This is a genomic window from Catenovulum adriaticum, from assembly GCF_026725475.1.
GTDB lineage: Bacteria > Pseudomonadota > Gammaproteobacteria > Enterobacterales > Alteromonadaceae > Catenovulum > Catenovulum adriaticum.
On record NZ_CP109965.1, the window covers coordinates 216247 to 231585 of the forward strand.

Here is a 15339-nt window from a genome sequence, read left to right on the forward strand (position 1 = left end):
GTCTGGGGTGTTTTTTCATCAGTATAACCTGTAAAAGTTAAAAAACTACGTAGATCTACGTATGCCTATGCGCACTTTGGCGAATGTTCGCCATAGCTAAATCAAGAGATACTGTTTGCAGTCGTAAGCAGAACTGTTTTGACTGACCAATTTCCCAATTGTGATTTTTCAGTTCTGCTTGCGTGCCAAATACAATAAAAAACTTAAATTAAGGGTGAACACATGAAAGTATCTAAACGTAGTTTGTTAAGTTTGGCTGTTGCAATGGCTGCAGCAACCGCAACACCTCTAGCTCAAGCTGATGGTTTCCAGTTATCAGAAAAGCTAACCGCAACTGGCTTTATTGATATGTCGTATGTCTATACCGATGTAGATGGCGGCGACTCAGTTAGTGCCTCTGGTTTAGACCAATTCGAAATCGATTTTTTATATGATTTTGATGACAAACTAAAAGCTCAAGTCGATTTAGAATATAAAGATGCTTATGGCGCAGTAGATTTAGAGCAAGCTTTTATGACCTACGCGTTAACGGATGAATTTACTGTAAAAGCAGGTCGATTCTTAAGTTATTCGGGCTGGGAAACGGAAGAACCAACAGGTTTATTCCAATACTCAGGTACAGGTTATGCCCCTTACTTTTATGGCTATTATCAGCAAGGTGTCTCTGGTTTATATAGCGGTGATGTTTTTTCTGCTGCACTTTCAGTCATTAACAGTCCATTTAGTCCTGAAGATACAGATTCAGAACACCCTGGCTTTGAAGCCATGCTAGCCGTTACCCCTACCGATTCTGTCACCGTTAAAGCTTTTTATTTACAAGATGGTGATACAAAAGCATTTAACACTTGGGCTGCCTATTCTGCTGGCGATTTAACGTTAGCGGCTGAGTATAACAGCTCTGAAGATACTGCAGGAGCGGGTTCAGAAGGGGATGGCTTTCTTTTAATGGCTAACTATGCATTTGATTCTGCAGGTATCACTTTGAGATACCATGATTTTGAAATTGAAGATGCGGCGGGCGCTGTGATTGATGATGGTAGTGCGATTACAATTTCTCCTAGTTACACAGTGAGTGATAACTTACTAATGGTGTTTGAATACCGTATGGATGAAAGCGATACAAAAGGTGACTCAAACACGATTGCGGTAGAAGCTTTAGTTACTTTCTAATTTAAAAATTACATTAATAACAATAATAAGCAGGTGGGTCAGCTCACCTGCAACAAAATAAAAAATAAACCCAAACGAATTTAAGCAGTTTTTAAATTATCAATTTTTGAAAGGATAACCTAATGAAAATTAAAAAGTTAATTGCAGCAAGTAGCATAGTTGCATCAAGTTTAGTGACCTCAATGGCTTACGCAGCTGACACCATTAAAGTGGGTGTTTTACACTCTTTATCTGGCACTATGGCTATTTCTGAAACCACATTAAAAGATACTGTTTTAATGATGATCGAAGAGCAAAATAAAGCGGGTGGTTTGTTAGGTAAAAAATTAGAGCCCGTCGTAGTTGACCCTGCATCAAACTGGCCGCTATTTGCAGAAAAAACCCGTGAATTATTATCAAAAGATAAAGTGGATGTCATTTTTGGTTGTTGGACTTCGGTTTCACGAAAATCAGCATTGCCAGTTGTTGAAGAGCTAAACGGTTTGTTGTTTTACCCAGTTCAATATGAAGGTGAAGAATCTTCTAAAAACGTATTTTACACAGGGGCTGCGCCAAATCAGCAGGCGATTCCTGCAGTTGATTATTTAATGAATGATATTGGTGCCGAGCGCTGGGTATTATTAGGCACAGATTATGTGTATCCACGTACCACTAATAAAATATTAGAAGCTTACTTAAAAGCGCAGGGTGTTGAAGATAAAGATATTATGATCAACTATACCCCGTTTGGTCATTCAGATTGGCAAAGTATTGTGTCTGAAGTTAAGAAATTTGGTTCAGCTGGTAAAAAGACTGCGGTAGTTTCAACGATTAATGGTGATGCGAACGTACCTTTTTATAAAGAACTAGGTAACCAAGGTATTTCTGCTGAAGATATTCCAGTAGTCGCTTTCTCGGTAGGTGAAGAAGAGTTATCTGGTTTTGATACCTCGCCACTAGTTGGTCATTTAGCGGCATGGAACTACTTCCAAAGTGTTGAAAGTGAAGAAAATACAAAATTTATCGCTAACTGGAAAAAATTTATTGGTGATGACAAACGTGTAACCAATGACCCAATGGAAGCGACTTATATTGGTTTTAAAATGTGGGCTAAAGCGGTTGAAAAAGCCGGTACTACAGATGTAGATGCAGTTGAGCAAGCGATGATAGGTATTACCGTACCTAACTTAACCGGTGGCACTGCCGTTATGAACTCAAATCATCATTTATCTAAACCAGTCTTAATTGGTGAAATTCAAGATAACGGTCAATTAGAAGTGGTTTGGGAAACTGCAGGTACTGTCATTGGTGATGCTTGGTCTGATTTTTTACCTAGCTCTAAAAACTTAATTGCGGATTGGACTGCGCCAGTTAACTGCGGCAACTTTGATATTAAAACCACTAAATGTTCAGGCCAAAACTTTTAAGTTAAAAATAAAAGATATGTCGATATAAATTTGCAGGCTAAGCTTCGGCCGCCATACCGGAGCTTGTTTACTTTGAAGCTATAGGCACATCTTTAGTTCGCTTTAATTAATCTCCCAAGTAATATCCTTGTTTTAGACTGTGCTGCTAAAGCAAGGATATTTATCCGGATACAAGTAACACCAAATTAAGGAATACCGCAATGTTGCGCACATTCTGCCTTATCATGTCATTGCTGATATCAATGACCAGCTTAGCAGCTAGCGCTGATGAGTTTGAGTCTTTGGTTAACCAGCTTCCCCATAAAAGCTTACGTAATATTACCCCTGTCTTAAATCAACTAGCAGAGCAAGATAACGATAAAGTTCGTTTTGTATTAACCGAAATTATAAACGGTGATTTATATTACCTAAAAAGCAATAAGCAAGTGGTTAGCATTCGAAAAAAACCAGCTGGTGATTATCAGCTTACGCCTGTTTTATCGACTGAAACGCTTGCTAATCAATCTAAATCTGCGCTTAAAAAAATTAGAACGAGTAACCGAATTCGAAGCCATATCAGAGGATTATTGGCACAAATTGATTTAACACATAAAGATAAAACGGTGCGTTTAGCGGCCGTGAAACAAATTTTAGATGATCCTAACGATGAATCTATTCAGTTAATAAAAGGGCGTTTAGCCACTGAGTCAGACACAGATGTTGTTGAGTTAATGCAAACCGCTATGTCAGTTAACCAGCTTAAAAATGGTGATAGTGAAGCTAAATTAGCGGCGGTTAAATCACTTAAAGGCAGTTTAGAACCAGCGGTACGCAATAATATGGTTCAGCAGCTCAATCGCTTAAATGAATACAAAAATTCTGAATTAAGTGAATCTGACAAAGCGTTAAAAGCACAATTAAATAAAACCATTGATAGCATTAAGCAAAAACGCTCGACGTACGAAGTAATAGAAAACATCTTTTTTGGTTTAAGTCTTGGCTCGGTTTTATTACTGGCTGCAATTGGCTTGGCTATTACTTTTGGGGTGATGGGCGTTATCAATATGGCGCATGGCGAAATGATTATGCTGGGTGCTTATACTACTTATGTTATTCAGCAAATGTTTCCTCAGTGGATTGATTATTCGTTATTTATGGCAATTCCAGCCGCTTTTATTGTCTCCGGTAGTGTCGGTATTTTAATTGAGCGTGGGGTTATTCGTTTTCTTAAAGGTCGCCCGCTTGAAACTTTATTAGCTACTTTTGGTATTAGCTTGATCTTGCAGCAATTAGTTCGAACAGTATTTTCACCTTTAAATAGAACCGTGGCTGCGCCAGAATGGATGAGTGGCTCATGGCAAATAAATCCTATATTTTCAATTACCTATAATCGTTTATATATCATTATTTTTGCATTAACGGTATTTTTAGCATTGCTTGCTTTTATGAAACGTTCTTCATTGGGGTTACACGTAAGAGCCGTTGCGCAAAACCGTGAAATGGCAAGAGCATTGAGCGTTCGCAGTGATCGTGTTGATGCCATTACCTTTGGTTTAGGCTCTGGTATTGCAGGGATTGCTGGTGTTGTATTAAGCCAGCTAACGAATGTGGGACCAAACTTAGGTCAGTCTTACATTATTGATTCATTTTTAGTCGTGGTATTTGGCGGTGTAGGCAATTTATGGGGCACTTTGGTGGCTGCAATGTCGTTAGGTTCGTTTAATAAATTCTTAGAACCACTGACTGGTTCAGTATTGGCAAATATTATTGTCTTGGTAGGACTTGTCTTGTTTATTCAAAAACGTCCGAAAGGCTTGTTTCCACAAAAAGGGAGAGCAGCAGAATGATCCCGAGTTCATTACAAAATTTATTTAAAAAATTTGGTAGCTTGCCGGTTGTCGTTGGCTGCCTATTTATCACGACTTTATATGTCGCTGTGTGCAATTTAGCATTTTCTGAAGGCTCAGTAATGCATGTAAGTACTTACACCGTAACTTTATTTGGCAAGTATTTATGTTATGCCTTATTAGCGTTAGCGGTTGATTTAGTATGGGGCTATTGCGGTATTCTAAGCTTGGGACATGGTGCATTTTTTGCGCTGGGTGGTTATGCCATGGGCATGTATTTAATGCGCCAAATTGGTGATAGAGGGGTTTATGGTAACCCTGAACTGCCTGATTTTATGGTGTTTTTAAATTGGGATGCTCTACCTTGGTATTGGGCTGGTTCTGATAGCTTTATTTTTACTATTTTCTTAGTGTTAGCGGGGCCAGGATTGTTAGCTTACATTTTTGGCACAATGGCTTTTCGGTCGCGGGTGAGTGGGGTTTATTTATCTATTATGACTCAAGCTGTTACTTATGCGCTGATGCTGGCTTTTTTCCGCAACGAAATGGGCTTTGGCGGCAATAATGGCTTAACAGATTTTAAAGATATTTTAGGCTTTTCATTACAATCAGATACCACTCGAATTGTTTTATTTGCATTAACCGCTTTGTTTTTAGCCTTAGGCTTCGCAATTTGCCACTTTATAGTGAACTCAAAAATGGGACGGGTGGTAACAGCTATTCGTGATTCTGAAAATCGGGTGCGATTTATTGGTTATAAACCAGAGCATTACAAAGTATGGATATTTGTTGTGTCAGCCATGCTTGCTGGGATAGCAGGGGCTATGTATGTACCTCAGGTGGGTATTATTAACCCGGGTGAATTTTCACCACTTAACTCAATTGAAATTGTAGTGTGGGTTGCTATTGGAGGTCGTGGATCTTTATATGGCGCAATCATTGGTGCGTTAGTTGTGAGTTATGCAAAAACACGATTCACTGCCATTATGCCAGAAGCTTGGCTATATGCGTTAGGTGGGTTATTTGTACTCGTGACTTTGCTTTTACCAAAAGGCATTGCTGGCTTTGTACCAAGTGTTTTAGATAAAATTAAGCAATCGAAAAAAGCTCAATCAGCTTCAAATAAAACGACTGCGGAGGTGAAATAGTGATTGTCGATAAACAAGGTTCGCCTTTATTAGCAGAAGATAATATTCGGCCCGACACTAGGCATGGCGTCATTTTATATGTTGAAGATGTTAGTGTGAGCTTCGATGGTTTTAAAGCACTAAACGATTTAAGCCTGTACATAAACGACGGTGAATTACGTTGTTTAATCGGCGCTAACGGTGCTGGTAAAACAACGCTAATGGATGTGATTACCGGAAAAACTCGACCTGATGTTGGTAAAGTTAATTTTGGTCAGCAGGTTGATTTACTTGGCATGGATGAAACTCAAATAGCTCGAGCAGGGATTGGCCGTAAGTTTCAAAAGCCGACCGTATTTGAAATGCTGACTGTGTTTGAAAATTTAGAGCTAAGTTTAGCTGGCGATAAAGGCATTTGGACTAACTTATTTCACAAACTTAGCGGCGAGCAAAAAGACGAAATTGGTAAAATTTTACAAACCATTGGCTTAACCAAAGAATGTTATATGCAAGCGGGGGCTTTATCTCATGGCCAAAAGCAATGGCTAGAGATTGGCATGTTGTTAGCGGCTAAACCACGTTTATTATTGGTTGATGAACCAGTAGCCGGGATGACAGGGCAGGAAACTGAGCGCACCGCTGAGCTATTAACCTCACTGGCGGGTGAGCATTCTGTGGTTGTGGTTGAGCATGATATGGCGTTTGTACGCTCAATCGCGCGTAAAGTCACAGTGTTGCATCAAGGCAGTGTATTAGCCGAAGGCTCAATGTCTGAAATCCAGTCAAATCCGGAAGTGGTACGTGTGTATTTAGGTGAAGATCAGGGGGCAGCATGATAGAGCTAAATTCAGTTAATCAAAAGTATGGTGGCACTCAGATCTTATGGGATCTGAATATGAAAATAGAAAAAGGTTCACGTACTTGTATTATGGGCCGAAACGGGGTTGGTAAAACGACTTTATTAAAATGCATTATGGGCATGCTGCCAATCAGTACAGGCCAGTTAACCATTAATGGAAAAGAGGTTAGCAAAAAATCAGTTGAACACAGACCAGAAATTGGCGTAGGTTATGTACCCCAAGGTCGGCATATTTTTGGCCAGCTCACAGTGGAAGAAAATTTAAAAGTGAGCTTAAATTGCAAACGCCAAGCCAGCAAAGAGATTCCCGAACGAGTGTTTGAGCTATTTCCGGTGTTAAAAGAGATGTTACACCGCAGAGGTGGTGATTTATCCGGCGGTCAGCAGCAACAATTAGCAATAGCGCGTGCGTTAGTATTGAATCCTGATATATTAATTTTAGATGAACCCAATGAGGGGATTCAGCCTAACATAGTTCAATTAATTCGTGATGTATTGTTAAAGCTTAACAAAGAGCAAGGAATGACCATTATTTTGGTTGAGCAAAAATTACCGTTTGCGCGGGCCGTGGGTGAATGCTTTCACTTAATGGAAAAAGGCGAGGTGGTTGCATCGGGTACGATGGATAAATTGGATGATGAATTAATTGCTAAGTATTTAGCGGTATAATTAGCGGCTGAAAATAAATTTAGCCTCGGAAGCTTTTTTTATTTTCAGCAAGCTTTACGCTAACGACAGACTTGGTGTGTCCCGAATCAAACATGAATCATAAATAACGAGAACAGAATGAGTCAATCCACAGCGAACTCAGCAACAGCAGCTCAAAATGGCCGAAGCTGGATAGCCAATCTGGATTTAATTTTTAGTCAAACGGCAAATGGCAGCCGGCTAAGTTCTATTGAACGTAATGGCCCTTTGTCGGTACAAAAAGCCTTTTATCCAGAAGGCCCTGATTGCGCGCATGTTTATTTATTACATCCGCCAGCGGGCATTGTCTCGGGTGACGAGCTACATTTATCAGCCAAGCTAGAAAAAAACAGCCATGCTTTGTTAACTACGCCAGGTGCCAACCGGTTTTATCGTGCCAGAGATGATAAAAATTTAGGTGTTAGCTTACAGCTTCAACAAACCCAATATCAATTATCCGACAATGCGATTTTAGAGCATTTACCGCAAGAAACATTAATTTTTCAAGGCGCAGATGCCGTCAATAAGCTAGATATTCAATTAACTCAATCAAGCATTTATTTAGGCTGGGATGTCATTTGTTTAGGTTTGCCCGTCATGGATCAACCTTTTGATAAAGGCCGGTTTGAGCAGCTTTGCCAAGTTAAATTGGATGGCAAATTAGTCTTTCATGATAGGTTAAAGGTAAATCAAGATAACCAGTTGATGGATAAAAAAGCAGGCTTGGCAGGTAATCATATCGTGGGGACTTTTATAGCCGCTGCACCAAATCAATTAAGTGGTGAAAGAAACAGAGTTAAGAGTGAAGACTTACTTACTCTGATTAGAGGTAAAGTTGAAGCACTTAAGGCTCAGGAAAAAGTGAGTATTAGCCAATTGGATGGTTTGTTTATTATTCGTTATTTAGGCGAGCGAAGTGAAGAATGCAAAAAACTGTTTGCTGCGATTTGGAAAATATTACGAAAAGCTTTGTGCGAACTTGAAAGCAAGGCGCCAAGAATTTGGTTAACCTAACATCTTAATGATTAAGAGAAAAGATTATGGATTTATTACCTAGAGAAAAAGATAAACTACTGATTTTTACAGCTGCTTTATTAGCTGAGCGGCGGTTAAACCGAGGTGTAAAACTGAATTATCCAGAAGCGATGGCCTATATCACCATGGAAATAATGGAAGGGGCTCGCGATGGTAAAACAGTTGCAGAGTTAATGGACTTTGGCCGTACCTTATTAACCCGCGAACAAGTAATGGACGGTATTGCTGAATTAATACCAGAAGTGCAGGTTGAAGCTACTTTTCCTGACGGCACTAAATTAGTCACAGTACATAACCCAATTGTATAGGGAGCTAAAATGATTCCAGGTGAAATTAAAACACCCTCCGGTGAACATGAGCTAAACGTCGGACGTGAAAAAATCACAATTGAAGTGGTCAATACCGGAGATAGACCAGTGCAAGTAGGCTCGCATTATCATTTTTATGAGGCCAACCCTGCGCTTAAATTTGAGCGAGAAAAAGCATTGGGTTTTAGGTTGGATATTACCGCGGGCACAGCGGTACGTTTTGAGCCAGGGCAAAGCCGTGAAATTACGCTGGTGGCTTATGCAGGCAGACGCAAAGTATACGGGTTTAGAGGCGAAGTCATGGGAGCATTAAAATAATGGCATCAATAGATAAGCATGCTTATGCCCATATGTTTGGGCCAACTGTTGGCGATAAAGTCCGTTTAGCGGATACCGAACTTTGGATTGAAGTTGAAAAAGATTACACCACTTATGGTGAAGAAGTTAAATTTGGCGGCGGTAAAGTGATTCGTGATGGTATGGGGCAAAGCCAGGCTTCATGCGCAGATACCGCAGATTTAGTGATCACCAATGCATTGATACTCGATCACTGGGGCATAGTTAAAGCGGATATCGGCATTAAAGATGGTCGCATTCAAAAAATAGGCAAAGCGGGCAATCCAGATATCCAAGATAATATTGATATTGAAGTGGGTCCGGGCACAGAAGTGATTGCTGGTGAAGGTCAAATTATTACTGCAGGTGGCATAGACGCACATATTCATTTTATTTGCCCCCAGCAAGTTGATGAAGCTTTAATGTCGGGTGTTACCACTATGATTGGCGGCGGCACAGGCCCAGCAACTGGCAGTAATGCAACCACTTGTACGTCTGGCACTTGGTATATTCATAAAATGCTTGAAGCCACCCATGACTTACCCATGAATTTTGGTTTTTTAGGTAAAGGCAATGCCAGTTTACCCGAAGCGCTAGCCGAGCAAATTGAAGCCGGCGTTTGTGGTTTAAAATTACATGAAGACTGGGGCACTACACCACAAGCGATTGATACCTGTTTATCCGTTGCAGAAAAATACGATGTGCAAATTGCCATTCATACCGATACTTTAAATGAATCCGGTTTTGTTGAAGATACGATTGGCGCATTTAAAGGCCGAACCATTCATACCTATCACACCGAAGGGGCAGGTGGTGGACATTCGCCTGACATTATTCGGGCCTGTGGTGAAGAAAACGTATTGCCTTCGTCCACTAATCCAACACGCCCTTATACCGTTAATACCATTGACGAACATTTAGATATGCTGATGGTTTGCCATCATCTTGATCCATCTATCCCGGAAGATATTGCTTTTGCCGATTCTCGTATTCGAAAAGAAAGCATAGCGGCTGAAGATATTATGCATGATATCGGGGCTATTAGTATGATTGCCTCTGATTCACAAGCCATGGGCCGAGTAGGTGAAATGATTTGCCGTACTTGGCAAACGGCCCACAAAATGAAAACTCAACGTGGACCTTTAGCACCGGATACACAAGACAATGATAACTTTAGAGCTAAGCGCTACATTGCAAAATACACTATTAATCCGGCAATCAGTCATGGTATCGCGCATGAAGTTGGCTCGATTGAAGAAGGCAAACTGGCTGATTTAGTGTTGTGGAAACCCGCCTTTTTTGGAATAAAACCCGCCATGATTTTAAAGTCAGGCATGATAGCTGCAGCGCCCATGGGTGATGCGAATGCATCTATACCTACCCCTCAGCCTGTTTATTATCGGCCTATGTTTGGCGCTTTAGGTAAAGCGGCTTCACAAACCTCTATGACTTTTTTATCGCAAGCAGCGGTTGAAAATAAAGTACCTGAACAATTGGGATTAACCCGAAAAATAGGGGTATGTAAAAATACGCGCAACATTGGCAAAAAAGACATGGTTCATAACAGTGAAACGCCCAAAGTGGAAGTTGATCCACAAACTTATGAAGTGCGAGCTGATGGTGTTTTATTAACCTGTGAACCAGCACAAGAACTACCATTAGCGCAACGATATTGTTTATTTTAATTGATTTGGTTGTAAAGCATTTTTCGGCTTTACGTTTAGCAGTTTGAGGAATTAGATGTTACAAGTTTACCAAAGGCTATCACATGTGCATGAGCCAGTGACTAACAGCATTACGCTGGATCATGGCACACGCCAGAAAGCCCGAATTAAAACAAAAACAGACCAAGATGAAGCGGTTGGTATTTTTGTTGAACGTGGTCATCCACTAAAAGTGGGTGAAGTATTAAAAACGGAATGTGGCAAATTGATTGAAGTAAAAGGGGCACAAGAGCCAGTTATTACCGCATCAACCTCAGATTGGCATACTTTTAGTAAAGTGTGTTATCACTTAGGTAACCGCCATACAGTGTTGCAGGTAGGTGAGCGCTGGCTTAGGTTTAAACCAGATCACGTATTACAAGAGCTGTGTGAAATGTATGGTTTAACCACCAGTGATAAAGCTGAAATTTTTGAACCAGAGAGCGGAGCTTATGGCGGACATTCAGGCCATTCCCACAGCCACGAGCACTAATTTAATGTCGACTCAATTAGGTGTTTTACAGTTAAACCGATTATTGCAGTTATGCAGCGTTGGCTTACCGGTGGGCGGTTTTTCATTTTCGCAAGGTTTAGAGTACGCGATTGAAGTTGACTGGGTTCACAACGCAGCAACCACAGCAAATTGGGTTGAAACTAATTTAACTGAATCTATCGCTAATACAGATTTAGTTATCTTGGCTGAGCAAGTTAACGCTTTGCAGCAGCAAAACTTTGAGCAATTTAGTGAATTAAATCAGCTTATTATTGCTTGCCGTGAAAGTGCAGAGTTACGTTTGGCTGATTTAGCTATGGGTAAAGCACTTATTCGGTTATTAAATCAGCAAGATATTGAATTTGGTTGTGTATTACAGCAAGTTAATCAGTGGGATGAGGTGAGTTTTATCAGCGCCTTTGCATTAGCTTGTTATTGTTGGCAAATTGAAAGCGATGCAGCACTAGCAGGATTTTGCTGGACTTTTATTGAAAACCAAATAGCCGCGGCCACTAAGTTAGTGCCACTTGGGCAAACTCAGGCGCAAAATTTAATGTTTAAATTAAGTGAAAAAACAAGCCGCGCCATTGAGATTGCTAAACAAACTCAATTAGATGAGGTGGGCTCAAGTTTACCGGCGCTGGCAATGGCCAGTGCTTGGCATGAAACCCAATATACCAGATTATTTAGATCCTAAATCATTGGCAGAGTTGAGGTTAAACACTTTACAGGGCGAGCGACAATAAATTGCTTCCAAAGGAAATTGTTCCTAACACGCAACAGGCTCTAGGCTAATCGTTCGGACTTTAATCTGACAAAACTGAAAACAAAAAAGCATAAATTAATAATCGCTCGCCGGCTAAATGAAGTTTTGCATTAGCAAAAGTCATAGGCAAAAAGAGCGAAAGCAAGGTGGAAATTTAAATGAAAAAACAAACTTTAAGAATTGGTGTAGGCGGACCAGTAGGTTCAGGTAAAACCGCTTTATTGCGTGAGTTATGTTCGGCATTACGCGATAAATACAATATGGCCGTTGTAACCAACGATATATATACCAAAGAAGACGCAGAGTTTTTAACCCGTCACAGTGCGTTATCACCTGATAGAATTATGGGCGTTGAAACTGGCGGTTGTCCACATACAGCGATTCGTGAAGATGCGTCTATGAATTTAGCTGCGATTGACGAATTGCAAGAGCGTCATGGCGAATTGGATTTTGTTCTAGTGGAAAGCGGCGGCGATAACTTAAGCGCGACTTTTAGCCCTGAGTTGTCCGATTTAACTATTTATGTGATTGATGTGTCAGCCGGTGATAAAATACCGCGCAAAGGCGGACCAGGTATTACTAAATCTGATTTATTAATTATTAATAAAATTGATATTGCTGAATATGTGGGCGCATCACTTGAGGTGATGGACAGAGACGCTAAAAAAATGCGTGGAGACCGACCTTTTATTTTCACTAATATCAAAGCTCAGCAAGGCTTAGCTGAAATTATTGATTTTATCGAAACCGAAGGCATGTTAAATATTACAAAGTCAGCCTGATTTTAACCCAGTTTTAAGACAGAGGAATTTATTATGTTACGTTCAATGTTTGTTTTATGTTTAACTTTATTTAGTAGCCAGCTTTTAGCGCATCCGGATCACCATTTGGGTGATACAGCACATTCTTTTTATCATGCCATCTTTTGGATTGCATTTGCGGCTGTCGTAGTCAAAGGAATTAGCTGGTACCGCAATCGCAAAAATCAAAGCAATAAATAACAACTTGGTGCAATAGCAATTAACTGTACGGTAATGTTTTATACCGTACCGTTCTGTTTTATCTTATCACTAGCAGAATAAAACATGAGAAGTGACAATTAATGTTTGTTTATATCTATTTGATATAAAATAACTGGTATTTAGCACGCATCTACAGTGTTAAGATGATTTAAAGTAAAGCTTGGTTCATTAATTCAAGTTAGATTAAAATTAAACGCTAAGGCCAATCATGTTGCTATTTTTAATTACCAGTTTTGTTTTTGTTGCTATCACGATATTGCCATTATTTCCCAGTAATCATTGGCTTGTACGTGTTTGGGAGTTTCCTAGATTGCAAATCTCAGCGCTAATTATTATCCAAGTTGCGCTGGGATATTATTTTTTGCCCGCTACTATAATGATGCTATTTGGGCTAACTTTGAGTTTAGTGGCTTTGGCATATCAGCTGCATTGGATTTTGCCATATACTAGGCTTTACCCTACGCAAGTTGAATGCGATGATGAGTCGACTAAAACAGTTAAAGTATTGACATCTAATGTGCTGATGGACAATAAAGACTCATCAAAGCTGTTAAATCTAATAAAAAAATATCAACCTGATATTTTTGTAACGTTAGAAAGCAATTTATGGTGGCAAAAAGAGTTAGAATCGGTTGCACAATCCTACCCGTACCAAATTAATAAACCGCTAGAAAATCTTTATGGAATGCATGTCTTTAGTCGCTTTCCGTTGTCAGATATTAAAGTGACAGAGCTTATTCAAAAAGATATTCCATCCATTCATTGTAAATTTGAATTGGATGATGAAACCTTGATTCAATTTCATTTTTTGCACCCTGCGCCACCGAGCCCTACGGAAAATACTTACTCAAAAGCGAGAGATAGAGAATTGGTTCTAATGGCTGATGAAGTGTCCAATAATGGAATGCCTACAATTGTCGCTGGTGATTTAAATGATGTAGCTTGGTCGCCTACTACTCGTTACTTTATTAAAAAAAGTGGTTTTTTAGATCCCAGAGTCGGGCGTGGTTTTTTTAATACGTTTCATGCCCAGCATTGGTTTTTACGCTGGCCGCTGGATCACTTGTTTCATAACCAGCATTTTAAAATCAGAAGCATGAGAAGGTTAGATGAGGTGGGTTCAGATCACTTTCCTTTATTAACTGAACTGGCTATTGTGAGATTGACAGCAGACAAAAATAAAACGGCCAGCAAATAAAATATGACTGGCCGTTTTTATTTATTTTAAAGTGACGAATTTAAATTAAATAAACTAAATATTATGCACTAGCTTGAGATACAAAGCTTTGCAGTTGTGATAATGAAACGGCTCCAACTTTACTGCCAACTTTTTCACCTTGTTTAAATAGCAACAAGGTTGGAATCCCGCGGATACCAAATTGAGCCATTAAGTCAGGGGCTTCATCAGCGTCAACTTTTACAATTTTTATATCATCACGTTCATTTGATAGTTGCTCTAAAATAGGCGCAACCATTTTACATGGGCCACACCACTCAGCGAAAAAATCAACTAATACGATACCATCATGCTCGGTAACAGCTTGGTTAAAATCTTGTGCTTTAATTTGAGTTACGTTTGTCATATTGAGTTAGCTCCTCGGTTGTTTAATGTTTATCTTGAAAGTGGGTGTAGTCTAACGAGTTTGCTTTTACTTGATTAGTCGGGTTTAATAGAAAATATTGTTCTAAATATGCAACAAAGAGAATTATGCGATCCAGCTTAGATGATTTATTACTGTTTGTGACTTTAGTTGAGTCAGGTTCGTTAACCAAGGCGGCAGCTAAATTAAAAATTCCCAAATCAAAAGTCAGTCGACATTTAGTTCAGCTAGAAGAAAGTGTCGGTAATCCATTATTGATTCGGACCACTCGAACGCAAAGGCTAACTGAGGCAGGAGAGCTGCTGTATAGAACCAGTAAGCCTCATATCGACGCTTTATATTCTGCAGAAGAACAAGTGGGCTCTTTTATTAACGAGCCCAAAGGCGAGCTTAATATATTATTACCACTTGAATTTTTTAATCAGATTATGAGCGCATTGATTACTGAGTTTGCACTCATTTACCCAAAAATAATGCTTAACTGTGCGCATTATTCTGAGCCATTTCCAAAAAATAATACAGCTTATGACATTACCTTTGTGTTGCACGAATCTCAGTTACCGGCTTCGAATGGTATTGCCAAAACTTTATTGAGTTTTCCGCAATCAATTTATGCGTCAAATCAGGCGGATATATCACATTTAAAAGAGCCGGAGGATTTAATTGACGAGCCTTGTATTTTGTCACACGAACAAGAAGCTTGGTTATTTCGCCAAGGTAATAAATTACAATCTGTCCCTGTAAACGCCAGAGCTATTTTTTCGAGCCCTGAAATGAGAAGGCAAGCGACTCAACGAGATTTAGGATTAGCAAAATTGCCTAACTATACGTGCCAAAGCGACTGTAAAATGCAGCGGGTTAGCTTATCTCAACCACCAGTGGCGCAGCAATTAAGTGTGTTATATCAAAGCCGCTCGTTACCCCTTAAAATAAGAGTCTTTTTAGATTTTTTTCAAAATAATATTGGTCGGTTAGAGCTATAAAAAAGCCCTGTTTGGCT

The 15339-nt window shown here is 39.7% G+C and carries 17 protein-coding genes; 16 read left to right on the top strand and 1 reads right to left on the bottom strand.

Annotation, left to right across the window (positions count from 1 at the left end; translation table 11 throughout):
* Positions 1-222 precede the first annotated feature (222 nt).
* The 15 genes from OLW01_RS00950 (at position 223) to OLW01_RS01020 (ending at position 13936) form a co-directional block, all read left to right on the top strand.
* Entirely contained in the window at positions 223-1170 is a 948-nt protein-coding gene (locus OLW01_RS00950; protein WP_268074736.1) for an outer membrane beta-barrel protein, read from the top strand.
* A gap of 122 nt (positions 1171-1292) precedes the next feature.
* The gene (gene urtA, locus OLW01_RS00955) at positions 1293-2576 is read left to right on the top strand and encodes an urea ABC transporter substrate-binding protein (RefSeq protein ID WP_268074738.1); all 1284 of its coding nucleotides are present in this window, start codon (positions 1293-1295) and stop codon (positions 2574-2576) included.
* A gap of 242 nt (positions 2577-2818) precedes the next feature.
* Entirely contained in the window at positions 2819-4402 is a 1584-nt protein-coding gene (gene urtB / locus OLW01_RS00960) for an urea ABC transporter permease subunit UrtB (RefSeq protein ID WP_268074740.1), read from the top strand.
* The gene (gene urtC / locus OLW01_RS00965) at positions 4399-5550 is read left to right on the top strand and encodes an urea ABC transporter permease subunit UrtC (RefSeq protein WP_268074742.1); all 1152 of its coding nucleotides are present in this window, start codon (positions 4399-4401) and stop codon (positions 5548-5550) included. The genes urtB and urtC overlap by 4 nt, the downstream gene beginning before the upstream one ends.
* Positions 5550-6365 carry an urea ABC transporter ATP-binding protein UrtD gene (gene urtD / locus OLW01_RS00970; protein ID WP_268074744.1) on the top strand — a complete coding sequence of 272 codons (816 nt, stop codon included), beginning with the start codon at positions 5550-5552 and terminating at the stop codon, positions 6363-6365. The genes urtC and urtD overlap by 1 nt, the downstream gene beginning before the upstream one ends.
* Positions 6362-7057, top strand: a complete 696-nt coding sequence (gene urtE / locus OLW01_RS00975; protein ID WP_268074746.1) for an urea ABC transporter ATP-binding subunit UrtE — start codon at positions 6362-6364, stop codon at positions 7055-7057. The genes urtD and urtE overlap by 4 nt, the downstream gene beginning before the upstream one ends.
* Before the next feature lie 117 nt (positions 7058-7174).
* Positions 7175-8089, top strand: coding sequence for an urease accessory protein UreD (locus OLW01_RS00980; RefSeq protein ID WP_268074748.1), 915 nt, complete (start codon positions 7175-7177; stop codon positions 8087-8089).
* Between the two features lie 26 nt (positions 8090-8115).
* A complete protein-coding gene (locus OLW01_RS00985) occupies positions 8116-8418 on the top strand; it encodes an urease subunit gamma (RefSeq protein WP_268074750.1) in 303 nt (100 codons plus the stop codon).
* 9 nt (positions 8419-8427) lie between these two features.
* The gene (locus OLW01_RS00990) at positions 8428-8736 is read left to right on the top strand and encodes an urease subunit beta (protein ID WP_268074752.1); all 309 of its coding nucleotides are present in this window, start codon (positions 8428-8430) and stop codon (positions 8734-8736) included.
* Positions 8736-10439: an urease subunit alpha gene (gene ureC / locus OLW01_RS00995; RefSeq protein WP_268074754.1), complete on the top strand. Its 1704-nt coding sequence runs from the start codon at positions 8736-8738 to the stop codon at positions 10437-10439. The genes OLW01_RS00990 and ureC overlap by 1 nt, the downstream gene beginning before the upstream one ends.
* Before the next feature lie 55 nt (positions 10440-10494).
* The gene (gene ureE, locus OLW01_RS01000) at positions 10495-10950 is read left to right on the top strand and encodes an urease accessory protein UreE (protein ID WP_268074756.1); all 456 of its coding nucleotides are present in this window, start codon (positions 10495-10497) and stop codon (positions 10948-10950) included.
* Positions 10910-11647 carry an urease accessory protein UreF gene (locus OLW01_RS01005; RefSeq protein WP_268074758.1) on the top strand — a complete coding sequence of 246 codons (738 nt, stop codon included), beginning with the start codon at positions 10910-10912 and terminating at the stop codon, positions 11645-11647. Before ureE ends, OLW01_RS01005 begins: the two co-directional genes overlap by 41 nt.
* A gap of 227 nt (positions 11648-11874) precedes the next feature.
* Positions 11875-12498, top strand: coding sequence for an urease accessory protein UreG (ureG, locus tag OLW01_RS01010; protein ID WP_268074761.1), 624 nt, complete (start codon positions 11875-11877; stop codon positions 12496-12498).
* A 33-nt stretch (positions 12499-12531) separates the two neighbouring features.
* Positions 12532-12717 (top strand): hypothetical protein, encoded by a 186-nt coding sequence (locus OLW01_RS01015; RefSeq protein WP_268074764.1) that lies wholly within the window; start codon positions 12532-12534, stop codon positions 12715-12717.
* A gap of 229 nt (positions 12718-12946) precedes the next feature.
* On the top strand, positions 12947-13936 hold the full coding sequence (locus OLW01_RS01020) for an endonuclease/exonuclease/phosphatase family protein (RefSeq protein WP_268074766.1): 990 nt from the start codon (positions 12947-12949) through the stop codon (positions 13934-13936).
* Positions 13937-13997: 61 nt separating this feature from the next.
* On the opposite strand, the gene trxA is transcribed toward OLW01_RS01020, so the two are convergent.
* Complete coding sequence (gene trxA, locus OLW01_RS01025; protein ID WP_268074768.1) at positions 13998-14321, bottom strand: thioredoxin; 324 nt, start codon at positions 14319-14321, stop codon at positions 13998-14000.
* Between the two features lie 125 nt (positions 14322-14446).
* Between trxA and OLW01_RS01030 the strand changes: the two genes are divergently transcribed.
* The gene (locus OLW01_RS01030) at positions 14447-15322 is read left to right on the top strand and encodes a LysR family transcriptional regulator (RefSeq protein WP_268074770.1); all 876 of its coding nucleotides are present in this window, start codon (positions 14447-14449) and stop codon (positions 15320-15322) included.
* Positions 15323-15339: the final 17 nt, after the last annotated feature.